This window comes from Streptomyces sp. enrichment culture (assembly GCF_964273145.1).
In the GTDB taxonomy this organism is placed as follows: Bacteria; Actinomycetota; Actinomycetes; order Streptomycetales; family Streptomycetaceae; genus Streptomyces.
On sequence record NZ_OZ186873.1, the window covers coordinates 1,047,641 to 1,066,710 of the forward strand.

Sequence of the window (19,070 nt, forward strand, 5' to 3'; positions counted from 1 at the left end):
TCCGGCCCCGCGCCGTAGACTCGAGGCCACGGACCGCTGCTCCCGCACATGGTGAGGAGGCCCCGCAGATGCGCGCAACCGTGGGCGACCGGCTTGTCCAGCACGGCAGGGTGGTCGGTCAGCACGACAAGGTCGCCGAGATCGTCGAGGTCATGGGCCAGGAGGGCAATCCTCCGTACCGCGTCCGGTTCGAGGACGGGCACGAGGCCGTCTGCTCCCCCGGCCCCGACTCCGAGATCCGCCACGAGGAGACCCGTCTCCAGCAGTAGGGGACCGCGGGGGATCCCGGGGACCGCGAAGGATCAGCGCGGGGGGTTCGCCGGCTGCCCGTAGTGGTCGGCGGCCACCCGCGCCATCGCCCCGATCCGGTTCGCCGCCACGTCCTTGGCGGCGAAGAAGACGTGCCCGCGCACCTGCGCGTACTTCCCGGCCAGCGTCAGGTGGCGGGACAGCTCGGCCGCGTCCTGCCAGGCGGCGGGCTGCGCCGGGTCGCCGGCCTTGTACAGCGCCTCCCCCACGTACAGCCGGGTCCGGCTGCCCCGCGCCACCTCGGCCCACCACGGCACCAGCTTCGCGTAGTCGGCGGCGGCCAGGCCGATGTTCCAGTACAGCTGCGGCACCACGTAGTCGATCCAGCCCTCGCGCACCCAGGTGCGGGTGTCGGCGTACAGGTCGTCGTACGTCTGCACGCCCGCCCGCGTGTCCGAGCCGCGCGCGTCGGTGGCGGCGTTGCGCCACACCCCGAACGGGCTGATGCCGAACCGGGTCGTGGGCCGGACCTCCTTCACCCGGGCCGCCGTCTCCCGCACCAGCCGGTCGATGTTGTCCCGGCGCCAGTCGGCCCGGCTGCCGAAGGCGCCGCCGTGGGCCGCCCAGGCGGCGTCGTCGTCGAAGGTCTGCCCCGCCACCGGGTAGGGATAGAAGTAGTCGTCGAAGTGGACGGCGTCGACGTCGTACTTCGCCACCGCGTCCAGCATCGCGTCCTGGACGAAGGCGCGGACCTCGGGCAGCCCGGGGTTGTAGTAGAGCTTCCCGCCGTACGGCACCACCCACTCCGGGTGCTCGCGGGCCGGGTGGCCGGCCACCAGCCGCCTCGGGTCGGCGTGGTTGGCGATGCGGTACGGGTTGAACCAGGCATGCAGCTCCAGGCCGCGGGCGTGCGCCTCCGTCACCGCCGTGCCCAGCGGGTCCCAGCCCGGGTCCTTGCCCTGGGTGCCGGTCAGGTACTGCGACCACGGCTCGTACGGCGACGGCCACAACGCGTCGGCCGTCGGCCGCACCTGGAAGACCACCGTGTTCAGGCGGTACCGCACCGCCGTGTCCAGGTGGGCGATCAGCTCGGCGCGCTGCGCGGACGCGCTCAGCCCCGCCCGGGACGGCCAGTCGCGGTTGGCCACGGTCGCCAGCCACACGCCCCGCATCTCGGTGATCACCCGGCGCCGCCGCCCGGGCGCCGCCGCCGCGGAGGGCGCCGTCGCGAGGGCCGACAACGCGGCCACCGCGAACGCCCGGCGTGACACTCGGCTCACTCGACTCATGGGAAGACCCCCGCAACGCTGTGGATCCGCACGGTCACGGATCGTCTCGGCGCCCCAGCATGCCCGACCCGGGCGCCCGAGCGGCGGCACTCCACGGGTAACGTGCACGATCGGAGCAGGCGCCGGGGACCCCGGGAACCTGCCACAGCCACAGATCAGCGAAGGGGACGATGTGACCGGCATCTCGGGAGATATCGCACGCGTCGGCGTGGTCGGCTGCGGTCAGATGGGAGCGGGCATCGCCGAGGTGTGCGCCCGTGCCGGCCTGGACGTGAAGGTGGCGGAGACCACCGGCGAGGCCCTGGAGATCGGCCGTACCCGGGTGTTCAACTCCCTGGCCAGGGCCGCCGAGCGCGGCAAGATCACCGAGGAGGAGCGGGACGCGACGCAGGCGCGCCTGAGCTTCACCACCGACCTCGGCGAGTTCGCCGACCGTGACCTGGTGATCGAGGCCGTCGTCGAGAACGAACAGGTCAAGACCGAGATCTTCCAGGTGCTCGACCAGATCGTGGTGCGCCCGGACGCGATCTTGGCCTCCAACACCTCCTCCATCCCGCTGGTGAAGCTGGCCGTCGCCACCTCCCGGCCGGACCACGTCGTCGGCATCCACTTCTTCAACCCGGCCCCGGTGCAGAAGCTGGTCGAGCTGATCCCCGCCCTCACCACCTCCGAGGGCACGCTCAGCCGGGCGCAGCTGTTCGCCGAGAAGGTGCTCGGCAAGCACGCGATCCGCGCCCAGGACCGCTCCGGGTTCGTGGTGAACGCGCTGCTGATCCCCTACCTGCTCTCCGCGATCCGGATGTTCGAGTCGGGCATCGCCAGCCGCGAGGACATCGACAACGGCATGGAGCTGGGCTGCGCCCACCCGATGGGCCCGCTGAAGCTGGCCGACCTGATCGGCCTGGACACGGTCGCCTCGGTCGCCCACAGCATGTACGAGGAGTACAAGGAGCCGCTGTACGCCGCTCCCCCGCTGCTCCAGCGCATGGTCGACGCCGGGCGACTGGGCCGGAAGTCGGGCTCCGGCTTCTACACCTACGACTGAAGGACCTCCGACTGATCACACAGGGTAATCATTCGGCCAGTCACGGGCCCGGCACCGGAGAGGGTGCCGGGCCCGCGGCGTTCACACACCGTGTGCGCGCCGGGCCCGCATATGCCTTGCGCACACGCTCCCCGGGCGCCCCCCGGGACGGTTGACTGGCCCTGCGTGCGCAAGAGATGCGATTCCCCTGCGGAGCATTACGGAAAGGAGCGGATCGTGACCATCGATCCCGAGCATCCGGTCGTCCACGGCGAACTCGCGGAGTTACGGCGCCGCCTCGACGTGGCGTACGCCCGCGTCGAGGGCGGACTGGCCCTGCTTCGCCACCGCACCGAGGAGACCGCCAAGGAACTGGACGAGCTGGACACCCGGATCACCGGCCTGGAGCGCGCCCGCTGGCCGCTGCCCGCGGTCACCGCCCTCACGGCCGTGGGCGCGCTCGTCGTGGCGCTCTGGCAGGCGTTCGGCCGCTAGGGCCGGACCGGGGAACGCCGGGGCCCGGGGGGATCAGGGCATGACGTCCTGCCCGAGCCTGAGGTGGTGCAGCAGGAGCAGCGCGGCCGCCATGTTGGCGGCCGGGACCTCCCCGCGGGCGACCAGGTCGGGGACGACCTTCAGGGGCACCCACTCCCTGCGGTCGGACTCGAAGTCGTCCACGGGGTGCCCGACGTACTCGGCCCCGTCGGCCCAGTAGACGTGGTGCCGGGCGTCGGTGAGCCCGTTGGACGGCTCCACGCTCATCAGGTGCCGCAGCGGTCCCGGCCGCCAGCCGGTCTCCTCCTCCAGCTCCCTGGCCGCCGCCGCGGCGATGTCCTCGCCGTCCTCGACGACGCCCGCGGCCAGTTCCCAGCCCCAGCTGTCGGTGATGAAGCGGTGCCGCCACAGCAGCAGGACCTCGTTGGCCTCGTTCACCACCGTGGCCACGGCGACGGGCCGCAGCCTGATCAGGAAGTGGTCGAGATGCCGGCCGTCCGGCAGTTCGACATCCGCGAGATTGACGCTGAACCAGCGGTTTGCGTACACAGTCTGTTCGTTCTGTTTCGTCCACTGCACGGTTCTGCCACCTTCCGCCGAGTAGATGGCAATATCGCAGCCGGGGCGGTGGGGCAGCAGGCGCACGGGGACCGCTCATGGCGCAGCCCCGGGCGCAGATTCCGTGTCGTGGCGGGCCGCGGGTCACAGCGGTACGCGCAGTGCCCCGTCGATGAGCTCGGCCGCCTCCGCCGTGCCGGCGCAGCCGCTGCGCGCGAGGTGCTCGCGCACCGCCCGCAGCCGGTCGCGCAGGCGCCGGGACTCCATGCCGCGGGCCCGCTCGGCCATCTCCACCGCGGTCGCCACGGCCCGGTCGGCGTTGCCCTGCCGCAGTTCGATCGTGCTCAGCATGGCGAGCCGGTGCACCCGTCCCCGGTCGTGGGCGGGGTTGTCCACGGCCGCCGCGGCGTGCTCCCGCGCGGCGGCGAGCTCGCCGAGGCTGAGCAGCGCCTCCGCCACCTGGACGTTGACCAGGCCGGGCTGCACATAGCCCGTCTCGTCGGGTTCGTATCCGCGCCGGATGCGCTCGGCGGCCCGCTCGGCCCGCCGGATGCAGGACAGCGCGCCGGAACCGTCGCCGAGGTGGGCGTACGCCTTGGCCTGCATCGCGTACAGGTCCGAGGCGAGCGCCGGGGTGATGTGCTTGCCGGCGGCGCGCAGGGCGGCCTCGGCGAAGGCGACGGCCTGGCGGTACTCCTTCATGAACAGCGCCTGGTTGACCAGCAGCGCGATGACGTAGGCGCCCAGGCCCCGGTCGCCGCTGGCCTTGGCCAGGCGCAGCGCCTGGTGGAAGTAGCGCTGGGCGAGGCCGTGCGCGTCGGAGTCGTAGGCGCAGATGCCCGCGATGGCCACCAGTCCGCCGGTGGCCCGGTGCAGTTGGCGGCCTGTCGCGTCGGTGTAGCCGCCGCGCAGCAGGGGAGCGGCCTCGGCGTTGAGGAAGCCGACGACCCGGGCGCGCGTCGCGATGCCGCCGGCCTTGCGGTACATCTGCTCGTAGTGGGCGCGGGCGGCGCGCAGCGTCTCGATGTCGGCCGGGGTGACCCGGTGCCGGCCGCCGCGGGAGACGTCCGTGTCCTCGGGCGGGTTCTCCCACTCCCACACCGGCATCACGGCGGGCGTGCCGGTGACCGCGGGCGCGCCCAGCAGGTGGGGGCGGCGCTGCTGGTCGGAGCGCCACAGCGCGGTGGCGCGTTCGACGAAGCCGGACAGCGAGCCGGTGGGCGGGGCGGACGGCCCGCCGGGCACGCCGAGGCCGATGTCGTCGAGGGTGACGGGCCGCCGCAGCCGGGCCGCGAGCACCTCGCAGATCAGGTCGGGCACCTGGCCGCGCGGGCGCTGCCCCTTCAACCAGCGCGCCACGGCGGTGTGTTCGTACCTGAGGGCCAGACCGCGTTTGCGTCCTGCCTGGTTGACGTGTGCGGCGAGTCCCGCGTGCGAGATCCCGGCCTCGTCCAGGATCGCGTCGAGGAGAGTGTTGGGCTGCATGGGTGCCCCCCGGGTGGCTGGTGCCGTCAGAGTAGTGGGTCCGTCCTCGAAGCGGTCCCGGCTTCGCACGGGGTGTTTCACACGGGGTGTGAACGGAGTGCGCGAATCCGCGCTGTGCGCGCGCTGTCGCGGAGCGCTCCGGGCCGGTTGACTGAACTGCCTCGCAAGAGGCCGGCCGGGCCGTCGGCTCCCCCCTCCCTACGCGGCGGCCCGTGCACGCCGTCCGCCCGGCCGCCTGCCCGGCACTCCGCGACCGGGCGGACGGCGGCGCCGATGGCGGCCCGCGGGGCGCGGCCCGCTACCGCAGCCGGTCGGCCGGCTGCGGACAAGGCGTGGTGCGGCCCGCCCCCGCGGCCACGTCGCGGGGGCCGCCGCCGGGGGACGCCGCCGGGGCGCGGTCGTTGCGCAGCATCAGCAGGGCGACGTCGTCGGACGGGGCGCCGCCCGTGTGGCGCAGGAGAGCGGTGAGCACCGCGGTGAGCAGGGCCTGTGGTGTGGAGGACGGTTCGCGTACGGCGCGCGCCAGCACCTCGGGGAGCGGGAAGAAGCGTCCCTCGGCGTCGCGCGCGTCCTGCGCGCCGTCCGTGTGCAGCAGGAGCGCCTCGCCCGGCGGGAGGCTGCCGCAGGGGGTGGCGGACAATTCGGCCGGGAGGGGGAACAGCCCGAGCGGAGGCAGGGGTTCCGCGCGGGCGAGCGGCTCGATCCGCCTCTCGGCCAGACGGTACGGCCAGGGGTGGCCGCAGTTCAGGACGCGGACCTCGCCGTCCGCGCCGATCTCCAGCAGCAGGACGGTGACGAACTCCTCGGTGACCGGGGCCGTCGAGGGCGGTTCCGAGCAGGGGTGCTCGGCGCGGGCGCGCTCGCGCAGGTGCCGGGCGAGGGCGCGGTCGAGTCGGCGCAGTACGCGGTCCAGTTCCGGTTCGTCGTACGCGGCCTCGCGGAAGCTGCCGAGCACGGCGGCGGCCGTGCCGAGGGCGGCGATGCCGTGGCCGCGGGCGTCGCCCATCACCACCCGTACGCCGTGCTCGGTGGCCACGGCCTCGTACAGGTCGCCGCCGATCGCGGCGCCGGGGTCGGCGGAGAGCTGGGCGGCGGCGACGCTCAGCCCGTCGATGCGCGGGGGCGGCGGGCGCAGCAGCACCCCCTGGGCGGCGCTCGCGATCCGGCGGGCCTGGCGCAGTTCGCGCAGCAGGGTGCGCCGGGTGTGCAGGATCAGCCCGGTGCCGACGACGAAGAGCACGGCACTGCTGACGAGCCGGGCGCCGATTCCTTCCTGGTGGGCGAGTGGGCAGGTCAGCCGGTAGGTGACCGCGACCGCGCCCCAGGCCGCGGGGAGGGCGAGGCGCACCATCCGGCGCAGTGGTGGCCGATCGACCCGGCGCACGGCCCGGCGGACGGCCTCGCGCAGATCCCTCCGGCCCGTCCCGGGAGCGGGCTCCGGGTGGTTCGTCCGGGGCCGCCCTGCCCTGCGGTGAACCCCAGCCCTGATGCGGATCATGCCGATGGCCCCCCATGTAGGCCCTGACAGCACAGACGGACCGGCCTCGAAGGGCCGGTCCGATTCTGTCGACCGTATGGCCCGGAAGGACCGGATCGCCCAGGAATCTCACTCGATCGAGTGAGATGGCCGCCCCGCTCCCGAGGGGCGCGGGAACGCCGCGGCCGGGCCGCCGCGCTCCCGCGTGCCGCCTAAGGTCTTTCGTTTGGATCAGGTCGGATCAGGAGCGGGACCTGGTGCCGTGCATCGCAAGGCGGAGGAGGGCGCCATGGCGAAAGCCATGGCAACCGACGACAACGCGGCGAGGCACGGCACCAGGCCCCGCGAGCCCGGCATGATCCGAACGGGAGGCCCTAGCCGCGCAGTACGGCTCCCGTGCGCTCGCCCGCCAGGGCGACCGCGGCGTCGCGGGCCGCCGTCGCCTCGTCGACGGTCAGCGTCCGGTCCGCCGCGCGGAACCGCAGCGCGTACGCCAGGGACTTGCGGCCCTCGCCGAGCTGCTCGGCGTTCTCGTAGACGTCGAACAGCCTGATGGACTCCAGCAGTTCACCGGCGCCCTCGCGCAGGGCCGCCTCGACGTCCGCCGTCGGCACGGAGCCGTCGACGACCAGGGCGACGTCCTGCGTGGCGACCGGGAAGGTGGAGATGCCCGGCGCCTGCGGGAGGGCGTCGCCGGCCTGCTCCACGGCGTCCAGGTCCAGCTCCATCGCGCAGGTGCGCGCGGGCAGGCCCAGGGCCTTGAGCACCCGCGGGTGCAGTTCGCCGGCGTGGCCGACGACCCGCTCGGTGCCGTCGACGGCGACCGCGAGCTCGGCGCAGCGGCCGGGGTGCCACGGCCCGTACTGCCCCTTGCGGACGATCAGCTCGGCGCCGGCCTCGCGGGCGACGGTCCGGGCGGCCTCAACCGCGTCGGCCCAGTCGGCCGGGCGGCCCTTGCCCCACCAGCCGACCTGCTCGCGGGCGCCGGCGAGGACGACGGCGACGTGGCGCGGCTGGTCGGGCAGCGCGGCGTTCAGCCCGGCGAGTTCCTCGTCGGACGGGCGCCGGTCGACGGGCAGCCGGACGGCGGTGCGCTGCTCCTCGCGGGGCCGGAACACCAGACCGGTCTCGAACAGCGCGAGGTCGTGGCTGCCGCGGCCGTCGTTGCGGCGCAGCGCGCCGAGCAGGCCCGGCAGCAGCGACGTGCGCAGCGCGGGCTCCTCGTCGCTGAGCGGGTTGACCAGCTTGACGACGCGGCGGGCCGGGTCGTCGGCGGCCAGGCCGAGCTGGTCGAAGACCTGCTCGCTGACGAAGGGGTAGTTCGGCGCCTCGACGTACCCGGCCCCGGCCAGGGCGCGGCCGACGCGGCGGTGCAGCCGCTGGCGGCGGGTCAGCCCGCGGCCGGCCGGCGGCCTGGGCAGCGTGGAGGGCAGGTTCTCGTAGCCCTCCAGGCGGATGACCTCTTCGGCCAGGTCGTTGGGGTCGGTGAGGTCGGGCCGCCAGGACGGGACGGTGACGATCAGCTCGTCCTGCCCGTACACGTCGCAGCCGATTTGCTGGAGCCGCCGGACGACGGTCTCCCGGCCGTAGGCGACGCCCGCGACCTTGTCCGGGTGGTCGGCCGGGATGGTGAGGGTGCGCGGTGCGAAGGGGGCGATGACCTCGGTGACGCCGGCCTCGGCGGTGCCGCCCGCGAGGAGGACCAGCAGGTCGACGGTGCGCTGCGCGGCAGCGGCGGCGGCCTGCGGGTCGACGCCGCGCTCGAAGCGGCGGGACGCCTCGGAGGACAGCTTGTGGCGGCGGGCGGTGCGGGCGATGGAGACCGCGTCGAAGTGCGCCGCCTCGATCACCACGTCCGTCGTCGCGTTCCCGGGATCGTCGTGGTCGGCGATCTCGGTGTCGGCGCCGCCCATGACACCGGCGAGCCCGATCGGGCCGCGCTCGTCGGTGATGACCAGGTCCTCGGCGTCGAGGGTGCGGGTGACGCCGTCGAGGGTGGTGATCTTCTCGCCGGGTTCGGCGCGGCGCACGCCGATCGTGCCCTGGACCAGGTTGCGGTCGTAGGCGTGCAGCGGCTGGCCCAGCTCCATCATCACGTAGTTGGTGACGTCGACGGCGAGCGAGACCGGGCGCACGCCGACCTTCTGCAGGCGGCGCTGGAGCCAGATCGGGGAGCGTGCCTCGGGGTTGAGGCCGGTCACCGTGCGGGCGGTGAAGCGGTCGCAGCCCATCGGGTCGGAGATCCGCACCGGGTGGCCGTAGGCGTTCGGGGCGGGCACGTCGAGCAGCGCCGGGTCGCGCAGCGGCAGGCCGTAGGCGATGGCGGTCTCGCGGGCGACGCCGCGGATCGACAGGCAGTAGCCCCGGTCGGGGGTGACGGCGATGTCGAGGACCTCGTCGACCAGCTCCAGCAGCTCGATGGCGTCCCGGCCGACCTCGGTCTCCGGCGGCAGCACGATGATGCCCTTGGTGCCGTCGTCGCCCATGCCCAGCTCGTCGCTGGAGCAGATCATGCCGTGCGAGACCTTGCCGTAGGTCTTGCGCGCGGCGATCTCGAAGCCGCCGGGCAGCACCGCGCCCGGGAGCACGACGACGACCTTGTCGCCGACGGCGAAGTTCCGGGCGCCGCAGACGATCTCCTGCGGCTCGCCGGTGCCGTTGGCCTGTCCGACGTCGACGGTGCAGAAGCGGATCGGCTTCTTGAAGCCCTCCAGCTCCTCGATGGTCAGCACCTGGCCGACGACCAGCGGGCCCTTGAGGTCGGCGCCGAGCTGCTCGACGGTCTCGACCTCCAGACCCGCCGAGATGAGCTTGGCCTGGACGTCACGGCCGGTCTCGGTCGCCGGCAGGTCGACGTACTCCCGCAGCCAAGAAAGCGGGACCCGCATCAGATCTCCATCCCGAACGGCCGGGTGAAACGGACGTCACCCTCGACCATGTCTCGCATGTCCTCGACGTTGTGGCGGAACATCAGCATCCGCTCGATGCCGAACCCGAAGGCGAAGCCGCTGTACCTCTCCGGGTCGATGCCGCAGGCGGTGAGCACCCGCGGGTTGACCATGCCGCAGCCGCCGAGCTCGATCCAGCCCTCGGACGAGCAGGTGCGGCAGGGCCGGTCGGGGTTGCCGACGGACGCGCCCTTGCAGACGTAGCAGAGCATGTCCATCTCGGCGCTGGGCTCGGTGAAGGGGAAGAAGTTCGGCCGCAGCCGCGTCTTCATGCCCTCGCCGAACAGGGACTGGACCATGTGGTCCAGGGTGCCCTTGAGGTCCGCCATGGTCAGGCCCTCGTCGATCGCGAGCAGCTCGACCTGGTGGAAGACCGGGGTGTGGGTGGCGTCCAGCTCGTCGGTGCGGTACACGCGGCCGGGGCAGATCACGTAGACCGGCAGCTCGCGGCCGAGCGCCGAGCGGATCTGCACGGGCGAGGTGTGGGTGCGCAGCACGACGCCGGAGTCGGCGGTGCCGTCGGGACCGGCCACGAAGAACGTGTCGGCCTCACCGCGGGCCGGGTGGTCCGGGCCGATGTTCAGGGCGTCGAAGTTGAACCACTCGGCCTCGGCCTCGGGGCCCTCGGCGACCTCGTAGCCCATGGCCACGAAGATGTCCTCGATGCGCTCCGACAGCGTGGTCAGCGGGTGGCGGGCGCCGGCCGGGACGCGGTCGTAGGGCAGCGTGACGTCCACGGCCTCCTCGACCAGGACGCGCGCGTCCCGCTCGGCCTCCAGTTCCTCCTGCCGGGAGGCGAGGGCCTTGTTCACGGCACCGCGGGCCATGCCGACGCGCTTGCCGGCCTCGGCCTTGGCGTGCGGGGGCAGGGCGCCGATCTCGCGGTTGGCGAGGGCCAGCGGGGAGGCCGGGCCGGTGTGGGCGACCTTCGCCTCGTGGAGCGCGTCGAGGGAGTCCGCGGCGGCGAAGGCGGCGAGCGCCTCGTCCCGCATGCGCTCGATCTCTTCCGGTTTCAACGCCTCGACCTCGACAGGGTCGTACGACTTATTGGGTGCCGACATCTCTTCCCGTGCTTCCGATTGGCTGGCTGGTGGTCCCCGTCACCGACTCACAGGGCGGCGTGCAGGACACAAAGGTGCCAAAGGCCGAGTCTAACGGGGCGGTGACGGGCGGATGAGCCCGCGGGCTGCTCAGGCCAGGTAGGCCGGAGCGCTCACGGGCAACGTGAATCGGAACTCGGCGCCGCCGCCGGGGGCGCGGCCGACGGTGACGGTGCCGCCGTGGGCCTCGACGATGCCCTTGACGATGTAGAGCCCGAGTCCGGTGCCGCCGCGCTTGCTGCCCCGCCAGAAGCGGGTGAAGACACGGTTCATGGACTCCTCCGGAATGCCGGGCCCCTCGTCGCTCACCGTGACCGACGTGCCGGTGTCCTCCCCTTCCCGGGGGGACGCCGCGGGCGTGATGTCGATGGTGACGGTTCCCTCGCCGTGCCGCACGGCATTTTCGATGAGGTTGCTGAGCACCTGGTCGATCTTGTCGGGGTCGGCCCACAGGTCGGGCAGGGGCTGTTCGACGCGGAGCAGGAAGCGGTCGGCGGGCTGGCCGGCGGCGACGTAGGCCTGGATGTGACGGCCGACGGCGGCGCCGATGTCGACGGGCTGGCGGCGCAGCTCCAGCCGCCCGGAGTCGATGCGGGAGATGTCGAGCAGTTCGGCGATGAGCCGGGTGACGCGGTCGGCGTCGGCGTCGACGGTCTCCAGCATCAGCCGTTTCTGCTCGTCGGTGAACCTCTCCCACTTGGCCAGCAGGGTGGCGGTGAAGCCCTTGACGGAGGTGAGCGGGGAGCGCAGTTCGTGGGCGACGGTGGCGATCAGCTCGGCGTGGCTGCGCTCGGTGCGGCGGCGGGCCTCGGTGTCGCGCAGGGCGACGACGACGCGGCGGACGGGGCCGGTGGGCCGGGCGCGGACGTAGCGGGCGGAGACGAGCACCTCGCGTCCGCCGGGCAGCAGCAGGTTGCGCTCGGGCTGGCGGACGCGGATGGCGAGCCCGCCGTAGGGGTCGGTCAGCTGCCACCAGCGGCGGCCTTCCAGGTCCTCCAGCGGAAGGGCCGTCTCCAACGGCTGCCCGAGGGCGTCGGCGGCGCGCCGGGCGGTGATGCGCTCGGCGGCGGCGTTGAAACAGATCACCCGCCCGTGCTCGTCGGCGACGACGAGGCCGTCGGGCAGGTCGTCGGGGCCGATGCCGGGACCGGTGAGGTCGGCGAGGCCACCGGGCGGCCGCCGTGCCTGCCGTGATCCCGGTGCGCTGCTCGTGCCGACGCTCATCCCCGTACCCCACCTCTCCGCCGTGCAGGGGCCCCCGAGCAGGCCACCCTACTAGCTCTTGGTGACGGAGCGGCACCCGCCGGCGGCGCGCTGTGCACGCGCGGACGCGTACAGGCAGACGGCGGCGGCGGTGGCGAGGTTCAGGCTCTCGGCCGTGCCGTGGATGGGGACGCGGACGACGCCGTCGGCGAGGGCGCGGGTCTCCTCCGGCAGCCCCCAGGCCTCGTTGCCGAAGACCCAGGCGGTGGGCCCGCCCATGGTGCCGCGGTCGAGTTCGGCGTCCAGGTCGCACTCGCCCGCGCCGTCGGCGGCCAGCACCCGGACGCCGGTCTCCCTCAGCCCGGCCACGGCCCGCTCGACGGGGACGCCGACGGCGACGGGCAGGTGGAACAGGGAGCCGACGGAGGCGCGCACGGCCTTGGGGTTGTACAGGTCGACGGAGGCGTCGGTGAGGACGACGGCGTCGGCTCCGGCGGCGTCGGCGCAGCGCAGTACGGTGCCGGCGTTGCCGGGGTCGCGGACGTGGGCGAGGACGGCGACGAGCCGGGGGCGGGCGGCGAGGATGTCGTCGAAGGGGGTGTCCAGGAACCGGCAGACGCCGACGAGTCCCTGCGGGGTGACGGTGGTGGAGATGTCGGCGATGACCTGCTCGGCGGCGAGGTGGACGCGGGCGCCGGCGTCACGGGCGGCGCCGATGATGTCGGCGTAGCGGTCCGCGGCCTCGGGGGTGGCGAACAGTTCGACGAGCGGGGAGGTCCCGCCGGTCCGGTGCGTGGCCGCCTCCCGTACCGCCTGCGGCCCCTCGGCGAGGAAGAGCCGTTCCTTGCCCCGGAAGTTCCGCTTGGCCAGCCGCCGTGCGGCCAGGACGCGCGGGGAGCGGGGGGAGATCAGCTCGGGGGAGGCGGGGGGCATGCGGTTCACCTTGGGGTTCGGCGGTTCACGGACACGGCAGGACCCGCAGGCCGGGCCGGCCTGCGGGTCCCTTTCGTCACGTCGGCTCAGGGCCGGCGCGTCACGCGGCCTTCGGCGCGTTGACGTCGCTCGGCAGCGCCTTCTGGGCGACCTCGACGAGCGCGGCGAACGCGGTCGGGTCGTTGACGGCCAGCTCGGCGAGGATCTTGCGGTCGACCTCGACGTTGGCGGCCTTCAGGCCCTGGATGAAGCGGTTGTACGTGATGCCGTTGGCGCGGGCAGCGGCGTTGATGCGCTGGATCCACAGCTGACGGAAGTCGCCCTTGCGCTTCTTGCGGTCGTTGTAGTTGTAGACCAGCGAGTGGGTGACCTGCTCCTTGGCCTTGCGGTACAGGCGCGAACGCTGACCGCGGTAGCCGGAGGCCTGCTCGAGGATCGCCCGGCGCTTCTTGTGGGCGTTGACTGCCCGCTTGACGCGTGCCACTTGTTAACTCCTTGTAGCGGGGCCGCGGTGGTGCTCACGCGGCCCGGAATCGATGGGGTCCCGGTCCTGACGTACGGCGCCCGGTGGGGCGCCGCCGCGTCACTTGCCGAGAAGCTTCTTGATCTTCGCGGCGTCGCCCGGGGCCATCTCGGCGTTGCCGGTGAGGCGACGCGTCACGCGGGACGACTTGTGCTCGAGCAGGTGGCGCTTGCCGGCGCGCTCACGGAGCACCTTGCCGGAGCCGGTGATCTTGAAGCGCTTACTGGCACCGCTGTGCGACTTGTTCTTCGGCATAGCGCCGTTCTCTCCTCGTCGGTGGCGCTCCGGTGCCCGGTCGCGAGAACCGGGCACGGTGGAGCGTCGCTCTTGTTTCGGTTACTTCCTGGGGGACTCGCGCCCCCGGGGATCACGCCTCGGCGGAAGCGTCGGCCGGAGCCTCGGCGTTGGCGGCGTCGGGGTCCGCGGCGTTCATCGAACGGCCGGGATTGGCCTTCGCCTCCGCCTTGCGGGCCTCCTGCGCCTGGCGAGCCTCGGCCATCGCCTCGGTCTTCTTCTTGTGCGGACCGAGGACCATGATCATGTTGCGGCCGTCCTGCTTCGGGTTCGACTCGACGAAACCGAGGTCCTGGACGTCCTCCGCGAGGCGCTGCAGCAGCCGGTAGCCCAGCTCGGGCCGGGACTGCTCGCGACCACGGAACATGATCGTGATCTTGACCTTGTCGCCCTGCTTGAGGAACCGGACGACGTGACCCTTCTTGGTGTCGTAGTCGTGCGGGTCGATCTTCGGCCGGAGCTTCATCTCCTTGATGACCGTGTGCGCCTGGTTCTTGCGCGCCTCACGGGCCTTCATGGCCGACTCGTACTTGAACTTCCCGTAGTCCATGAGCTTGCACACGGGCGGACGGGCGTTCGCCGCGACCTCGACGAGGTCGAGGTCGTACTCCTGCGCAAGCTCCAGGGCCTTGGCAAGCGGGACAATCCCGACCTGCTCGCCGCTGGGACCGACAAGTCGCACCTCGGGAACGCGAATCCGGTCGTTGATGCGGGGCTCGGCGCTGATGGATCCTCCTCGGTAGCACCACGCGACGGTCTGGCGGACAGCCGCGTAACGTCTGTGTTCGTTAGACCTAACCGCGCCGAGACAGAAAAAATGCCCCGGACGATCACAACGGGGCTCCGCGAACTACCGGAACACCGCCGCGTGACCGCGGGGCGCGCTTTCGGGCCGGTCGCCGCCGGAGCGGGACCGCCTGACCGGTGACCCGCCGTCCCGGGGGACGGCCAGGTGGGAGTTCGGAAGCCTCCACTTGTGGGTCGGGCGCCGCCGCCGTGAGACAGAGCCACGGCATGACGTCCGACCGGTCGTTACACCAGGTTAGCAGTTCCGGGATGCGCGCGCTAACCCGGTGCCTCCCGGTCGCCTGCTGTCAAGGGGGCCCGTGCCTGGCCCTATCGTGTGGGCATGAGTGAGACCCCTCCTGAGACGCCCGACTTCGACGCCATGACCCGCGACATCGCCGAGGTCCCGGCGGTCGAGGTGATCGTGACGGTCGCCGTGAACCTGATGAGCGCCGCCGCGGTGAAGCTCGGCCTGACCGAGGAGGGTGACGCGCACAAGGACCTGGACGAGGCCCGCAAGCTGGTGCACGCGCTGGCCGGCCTGCTGGACGCGAGCGCGACCGAGATCAGCTCGTTCCACGCGGCGCCGCTGCGCGACGGCCTGAAGTCGCTGCAGCTGGCGTTCCGCGAGGCGTCGCTCGTCCCGGACGAACCGGGCCAGGGCCCCGGGGAGAAGTACACGGGTCCCGTCTACGGCTGATCCGCCCGCCCCACCGCCTGATTCACCGACGCTTCACCGACGTACGTACAAGGGCTCGCCCGGCGGCGTCGCCCCGGCCGGCAGCAGCGCCAGGTCGAGGCCGCGCACCAGGCGGGCCCTGAGCGTTTCGTCGGCGGCCAGGCGCCCGGCGATCGCGCGGGCGGCCTCGGCCGGCGCGACGGCCGGGTCGAGGACGAGGGCGAGGGTGCCGTCGGCCTGTCCCGGACCGAGGTGGGCGCGCAGGACGGCGGGTTCGGCGGCCACGGCGCGGCGCACGGCCTCCACGACGGCGGGGTCGGCAAGCGGGTCGGTCGTCGTACGGCCCTCCGCGAGCGCCAGCAGCGCGGGCCCGGTCAGCTCGAACGGGACCGGTCCGGCCAGGTCCAGCACGATCGTGTCCGCCTTCTCGTGGGCGGCGGCCTGGAGGGCCTGGTGCAGGGGGACGGCGACCGGGCGGGCCGCCGGGTCCCAGCGGGCGAGGGTGTCGGTGGAGGTGAAGGCGGGCAGGGCGGTGCGGCCCGCGGCCTTCAGGGTGGGGACGGCCATCTCGCTGGTCTTCTCGCGGCGCAGCCCCCTCTCGTCCTCCTCGGCCTCGCCGAGCACGGCCACGACGGGGACGAGCAGCCGGGCGTCCCTGAGGGCCGCGAGGACCGGGCCGACGGCGGTGCGGTCCTCGGCCCAGGCCGCGAGCGCCGCGCTCAGCCGGGGGTCGGCGGAGCCGTCGTCGTCGGGGAAGCCGGAGTCGGGGATGTTCTTGTTCGCCACGGTCCCCGACCCTATCGGGGGGAGGAGGCGGGGTCGGTGCGGGCCCGTCCGGGTGCGCCGGGGGCCGGCGTGGCCGGACGCGCTCGATCGGCAGCCGCCCGCCGTGAGCGGTCGGCCGGGCACTACGGAGGATGCGGAGATCCCCGTGCGGTGCGGTCCCGGACGGCTCCGCCGCACCGGAGGCCTTCGCCGTGATCAGGCCCTGCGGCCGTCGACGACGCTCCTGGTCAATACAGCTGGGGGCGGTCGTGGCGGGTGCGGCGCCCGCGCCACAGGACGGCCGCCGCGACCAGCAGGACGCCGCCGGCGCCGCCCGCGAGCGGGGCGGCCCAGGCGGCGGTGCCGCCCTCGGGGCGGCCGGTGTCCGGGCCGGGGCCGAAGTACTCCTCGCCGTACGCCGCCGGCTCGAGGCGCTCCGGCTCCAGGCGGCCGGCGGCCTCGATGGCGGCGACGGGGTCGATGAAGCCGAAGCCGCGGGAGTCGTCGCGGCCGCCGGCGGGGGCGTCGCCGGCGGTGTCCTCCAGGAGCCGCTTGACCTGGGCGGGGGTGAGTCCGGGGTGGGCCGCCTTGAGGAGGGCGACGGCGCCGGAGACGAACGCGGCGGCGGCGCTGGTGCCCCAGCCCTCGTAGTAGCGGTGGTCGGGGTCGGCGATCACGATGTCGACGCCGGGGGCGCTGACGGTGGCGTACCAGCGGCGGGTGGAGAAGGAGGCGCGGGTGCCGTAGCGGTCGACGGCGGTCGCGGCGATGACGCCGGGGTAGGCGGCCGGGTAGGAGATGTGGTCGCCCTTCTCGCCGCCGTTGCCGGCGGAGGCGACGACGCTCACCCCCTTCCTCAGGGCGTACTGGATCGCCTCGTCCTCGGTGGCTTCGGGGTGGGCGGAGGCGGAGTCGTCGCCGAGGGAGAGGTTGATGACGTCGGCGCCGTGGTCGGCGGCCCAGCGGATGCCGTCGGCGAGGGCGTTGCCGCGGGTCTTGCGGGCCTCGGCGCGGGAGGGGTCGGCGTCCTCCAGGATGACGCGGACGGGCAGGATCTTCGCCTCGGGGGCGACGCCCATGACGCCGTCGGCGCCGCCGGGGCCGTGTCCGTGGCCGGCGATGATCCCGGCCATCGCGGTGCCGTGGCGGGCCCAGGCGCGGTCGCCCTGCTCCGCTCCGAAACCGACCATGTCCTTGCCGGTGAGAACGTTGCCGGCGAGATCGGGATGGTCGGCCTCGACGCCGGTGTCGAGGACGGCGACGGTGACGCCCTCGCCCTTGGTGGTGCGCCAGATCTGCCGGGTGTGCAGGGCGTCCAGGGCCCACTGCTTGGCGCGGATGCCGTCGGCGTACGCGGTGGTGGGCGGGACGAGGGCGAGGGCGGCGGCGAGGAGGACGCCGAGGGCCGCGGCGCGGCGGGACGGGACGGTCACGAGGGCTGCTCCGTGGCGGAGGCGGCGTGTTTGCGCAGGCCCCGTTCGATGCGGTCGGCGAGGCCGCGGGCCTCGTGGCCGAGGCCGGCCTGGGCGGGGGCGGTGGTGGCGCCGGGTTCCATGGCCTCCTCGGCGGGCTGCGGGTCGTCGACGGCGCGGCCGTCGGCCCAGCCGGAGACGGCGTAGACGACGACGGGGGCGTCGGTGAGGACGGAGACGGTCCACGAGGCGCGCTGCCCGGCGCCGAAGCCGGCGGCGGCGGTGCCCCTCGCGGCGTAGGGCAGGGGCATGAGGTCGCTGCGGCGGGCCAGGCCCTCCTTCTCGAAGCGGCGGGCCAGCGAGGCCGTCGCGGCGGCGTCGGCCCGGGTGAAGAGCAGGCCGACGGTGGTGACGTGGCTCTGGGTGGCGTCGGTGTAGGTGGCGCGCAGCAGGCGGGCGCAGCCGGCCGGGTCGAGGGCCTTGCGCAGCAGCGGGTCGAAGGCGTCCGCGCAGCCGCTGTCCGGGGCGACGGCGATCCGCGTCCAGGTGCGGTCGGCGCCGCCGGGGCCGGCCCCCCGGCCCTGGACGGTCGGCGGGAAGAGCCGGTCGACCGGCACGCTGTGCCACAGGTCCCCGGCCGCGGCGAACGCGCCGCGGGCGCCGCCCTCCCCCGGGCCCCCGGTGAGCCAGCCGCCGGTGACGGCGCCGCCGACGAGGCCCACGCCGAGGACGAGGCAGACGGCGGCCGCGACGATCCGGGGGCGCCCCTGACCGCCGGGGCGGCGGGACCGGGCCTGCCCGTCGTACGCGCCGTACTGCTCGGGTCCGCCGTACTGCTCGGGCGGCGGGCCGAACGGTGTGAAGGGCCGGCCGGCGCCGGGGGCGGGAGTGTTCCGGGGCCGGGGAGCCGGGGTGGCGGGGACCGCACCGGTGGATATGGGGGGCGGTGTGCGCCCGTCGTCCGGGCCGCCGGGCGCGCCCGTGCCGTCGAGGGCGCTTCCGGCCGGTGCCGGCGCCTCCGCCGGGACCGGGCGCAGCCGGGTGGTGGTCTCGGAGGGCCTCTCGGCGGGGCCGTCGGCGCGGGGCGCCGGGTGCGGTGAGGCGGTGGCGGCCCGGGGTCGCGGTCGGCCGGGGCCGCCGGCGGGGCGCACCGGGCGCAGCCGGGTGGTCGTCTCGGACGGCGTCTGGGCGGGGGCGCCGGTGCGGGGTGCCGGTGCCTGCGGCCGCCCGTCCGGGCCGGCGGGTACGGCGCTGCCCGGTGCCGGCGGGCCGGGCGGCCCGCTCGGCGCCGGGAGGCCGACCGCTGGCGGCGCGTCCGGGAAGCGGGCGGACGCCGGGGGCGGCGGCGGGGTGGATCCGGTGGCCGGGGCGGGGGAGTCCGCGGCGCCGCAAGGGCCCGGCGCGGGTGCCTGCGGCGGGGGCATGGGGCCGGGGTGCGGGATGGGGGACCCGGCGGCGGAGGCGGGAGCCGGCGCGGGGCGGGCCGTGACGGGTGCCTGCGGCGGGGGCATGGGGCCGGGGTGCGGGGTGCGGGGCCCGGCGGCGGAGGCGGGAGCCGGCGCGGAGCGGGCCGTGACGGTGGGGTCCGGGGCGTGTGCCGTCCGCGGCGGGGGTTCGGGGGTGCCGGGGCGGGGCGGGGTCGCGGGACTCGGGGGGCTCGAGGGGGAGGAGGCGCGTCGCGCGTCCGTGCTCATGCACTCCCCGTTCCCTCGTGCCCGGGCCGCCGCCTCTTCCTCGTGCGCGGACGCGGGTCCTCCTGCCCTGGCCCGGCGGGCGCTGCTCCTCCCGGGCACGCGTACCCGCACGACCGGACCGCCACCCCGTACGGACCTCCGGCAGGAGTCGTTCCG

General features: G+C 74.4%; 18 protein-coding genes. 4 read left to right on the plus strand and 14 right to left on the minus strand.

From position 1 onward, the window contains the following. The first annotated feature begins 68 nt into the window (after positions 1 to 68). Complete coding sequence (locus ACSU6Z_RS04795) at positions 69 to 269, plus strand: DUF1918 domain-containing protein (protein ID WP_437043174.1); 201 nt, start codon at positions 69 to 71, stop codon at positions 267 to 269. A 33-nt stretch (positions 270 to 302) separates the two neighbouring features. On the opposite strand, the gene ACSU6Z_RS04800 is transcribed toward ACSU6Z_RS04795, so the two are convergent. Next, positions 303 to 1,529, minus strand: a complete 1,227-nt coding sequence (locus ACSU6Z_RS04800; protein ID WP_437043176.1) for a glycoside hydrolase family 10 protein — start codon at positions 1,527 to 1,529, stop codon at positions 303 to 305. A 181-nt stretch (positions 1,530 to 1,710) separates the two neighbouring features. Between ACSU6Z_RS04800 and ACSU6Z_RS04805 the strand changes: the two genes are divergently transcribed. Further along, positions 1,711 to 2,583 carry a 3-hydroxybutyryl-CoA dehydrogenase gene (locus ACSU6Z_RS04805; RefSeq protein WP_437043178.1) on the plus strand — a complete coding sequence of 291 codons (873 nt, stop codon included), beginning with the start codon at positions 1,711 to 1,713 and terminating at the stop codon, positions 2,581 to 2,583. Positions 2,584 to 2,799: 216 nt separating this feature from the next. After that, complete coding sequence (locus tag ACSU6Z_RS04810; protein WP_437043180.1) at positions 2,800 to 3,057, plus strand: hypothetical protein; 258 nt, start codon at positions 2,800 to 2,802, stop codon at positions 3,055 to 3,057. A 33-nt stretch (positions 3,058 to 3,090) separates the two neighbouring features. Here the strand turns inward: ACSU6Z_RS04810 and ACSU6Z_RS04815 are convergent, their stop codons facing one another. The 10 genes from ACSU6Z_RS04815 to infC all read right to left on the minus strand — a co-directional run bounded on the left by ACSU6Z_RS04815 (position 3,091) and on the right by infC (position 14,305). Then, complete coding sequence (locus ACSU6Z_RS04815; protein WP_437043182.1) at positions 3,091 to 3,636, minus strand: NUDIX domain-containing protein; 546 nt, start codon at positions 3,634 to 3,636, stop codon at positions 3,091 to 3,093. Between the two features lie 123 nt (positions 3,637 to 3,759). Then, positions 3,760 to 5,100 (minus strand): transcriptional regulator, encoded by a 1,341-nt coding sequence (locus ACSU6Z_RS04820; protein ID WP_437043183.1) that lies wholly within the window; start codon positions 5,098 to 5,100, stop codon positions 3,760 to 3,762. 298 nt (positions 5,101 to 5,398) lie between these two features. Beyond that, positions 5,399 to 6,451 carry a PP2C family protein-serine/threonine phosphatase gene (locus ACSU6Z_RS04825; RefSeq protein ID WP_437043185.1) on the minus strand — a complete coding sequence of 351 codons (1,053 nt, stop codon included), beginning with the start codon at positions 6,449 to 6,451 and terminating at the stop codon, positions 5,399 to 5,401. 500 nt (positions 6,452 to 6,951) lie between these two features. After that, positions 6,952 to 9,465: a phenylalanine--tRNA ligase subunit beta gene (pheT, locus tag ACSU6Z_RS04830; protein WP_437043187.1), complete on the minus strand. Its 2,514-nt coding sequence runs from the start codon at positions 9,463 to 9,465 to the stop codon at positions 6,952 to 6,954. After that, entirely contained in the window at positions 9,465 to 10,541 is a 1,077-nt protein-coding gene (gene pheS, locus ACSU6Z_RS04835; RefSeq protein WP_437050177.1) for a phenylalanine--tRNA ligase subunit alpha, read from the minus strand. The genes pheT and pheS overlap by 1 nt, the downstream gene beginning before the upstream one ends. Positions 10,542 to 10,715: 174 nt before the next feature. Next, the gene (locus tag ACSU6Z_RS04840; protein WP_437043189.1) at positions 10,716 to 11,849 is read right to left on the minus strand and encodes an ATP-binding protein; all 1,134 of its coding nucleotides are present in this window, start codon (positions 11,847 to 11,849) and stop codon (positions 10,716 to 10,718) included. Positions 11,850 to 11,900: 51 nt separating this feature from the next. After that, entirely contained in the window at positions 11,901 to 12,761 is an 861-nt protein-coding gene (locus ACSU6Z_RS04845; protein WP_437043191.1) for a TrmH family RNA methyltransferase, read from the minus strand. 100 nt (positions 12,762 to 12,861) lie between these two features. Then, a complete protein-coding gene (gene rplT / locus ACSU6Z_RS04850; RefSeq protein WP_200261503.1) occupies positions 12,862 to 13,245 on the minus strand; it encodes a 50S ribosomal protein L20 in 384 nt (127 codons plus the stop codon). A gap of 99 nt (positions 13,246 to 13,344) precedes the next feature. Beyond that, positions 13,345 to 13,539, minus strand: coding sequence for a 50S ribosomal protein L35 (gene rpmI, locus ACSU6Z_RS04855; RefSeq protein ID WP_003977225.1), 195 nt, complete (start codon positions 13,537 to 13,539; stop codon positions 13,345 to 13,347). Between the two features lie 112 nt (positions 13,540 to 13,651). Beyond that, positions 13,652 to 14,305: a translation initiation factor IF-3 gene (gene infC / locus ACSU6Z_RS04860; RefSeq protein WP_078648369.1), complete on the minus strand. Its 654-nt coding sequence runs from the start codon at positions 14,303 to 14,305 to the stop codon at positions 13,652 to 13,654. A gap of 402 nt (positions 14,306 to 14,707) precedes the next feature. On the opposite strand from infC, the gene ACSU6Z_RS04865 reads away from it, so the two are divergent. Then, positions 14,708 to 15,064 (plus strand): DUF1844 domain-containing protein, encoded by a 357-nt coding sequence (locus ACSU6Z_RS04865; protein ID WP_358783467.1) that lies wholly within the window; start codon positions 14,708 to 14,710, stop codon positions 15,062 to 15,064. A gap of 33 nt (positions 15,065 to 15,097) precedes the next feature. Here ACSU6Z_RS04865 and ACSU6Z_RS04870 read toward each other — a convergent pair whose 3' ends face one another. The 3 genes from ACSU6Z_RS04870 to ACSU6Z_RS04880 all read right to left on the minus strand — a co-directional run bounded on the left by ACSU6Z_RS04870 (position 15,098) and on the right by ACSU6Z_RS04880 (position 18,371). Continuing rightward, positions 15,098 to 15,829 (minus strand): SseB family protein, encoded by a 732-nt coding sequence (locus tag ACSU6Z_RS04870; RefSeq protein ID WP_437043194.1) that lies wholly within the window; start codon positions 15,827 to 15,829, stop codon positions 15,098 to 15,100. Between the two features lie 227 nt (positions 15,830 to 16,056). Next, the gene (mycP, locus tag ACSU6Z_RS04875) at positions 16,057 to 17,241 is read right to left on the minus strand and encodes a type VII secretion-associated serine protease mycosin (RefSeq protein ID WP_437043195.1); all 1,185 of its coding nucleotides are present in this window, start codon (positions 17,239 to 17,241) and stop codon (positions 16,057 to 16,059) included. After that, entirely contained in the window at positions 17,238 to 18,371 is a 1,134-nt protein-coding gene (locus ACSU6Z_RS04880; protein WP_437043197.1) for a hypothetical protein, read from the minus strand. The genes mycP and ACSU6Z_RS04880 overlap by 4 nt, the downstream gene beginning before the upstream one ends. Positions 18,372 to 19,070 lie beyond the last annotated feature (699 nt).

Excerpts from the sequence above, each read along its gene's own strand:
- ACSU6Z_RS04795 (WP_437043174.1), top strand. The coding sequence starts at position 69 with ATGCGCGCAACCGTGGGCGACCGGCTTGTCCAGCACGGCAGGGTGGTC.
- ACSU6Z_RS04820 (WP_437043183.1), bottom strand. The coding sequence starts at position 5,100 with ATGCAGCCCAACACTCTCCTCGACGCGATCCTGGACGAGGCCGGGATC.
- ACSU6Z_RS04825 (WP_437043185.1), bottom strand. The coding sequence starts at position 6,451 with ATGGTGCGCCTCGCCCTCCCCGCGGCCTGGGGCGCGGTCGCGGTCACC.
- pheT (WP_437043187.1), bottom strand. The coding sequence starts at position 9,465 with ATGCGGGTCCCGCTTTCTTGGCTGCGGGAGTACGTCGACCTGCCGGCG.
- ACSU6Z_RS04840 (WP_437043189.1), bottom strand. The coding sequence starts at position 11,849 with ATGAGCGTCGGCACGAGCAGCGCACCGGGATCACGGCAGGCACGGCGG.
- ACSU6Z_RS04845 (WP_437043191.1), bottom strand. The coding sequence starts at position 12,761 with ATGCCCCCCGCCTCCCCCGAGCTGATCTCCCCCCGCTCCCCGCGCGTC.
- rpmI (WP_003977225.1), bottom strand. The coding sequence starts at position 13,539 with ATGCCGAAGAACAAGTCGCACAGCGGTGCCAGTAAGCGCTTCAAGATC.
- ACSU6Z_RS04865 (WP_358783467.1), top strand. The coding sequence starts at position 14,708 with ATGAGTGAGACCCCTCCTGAGACGCCCGACTTCGACGCCATGACCCGC.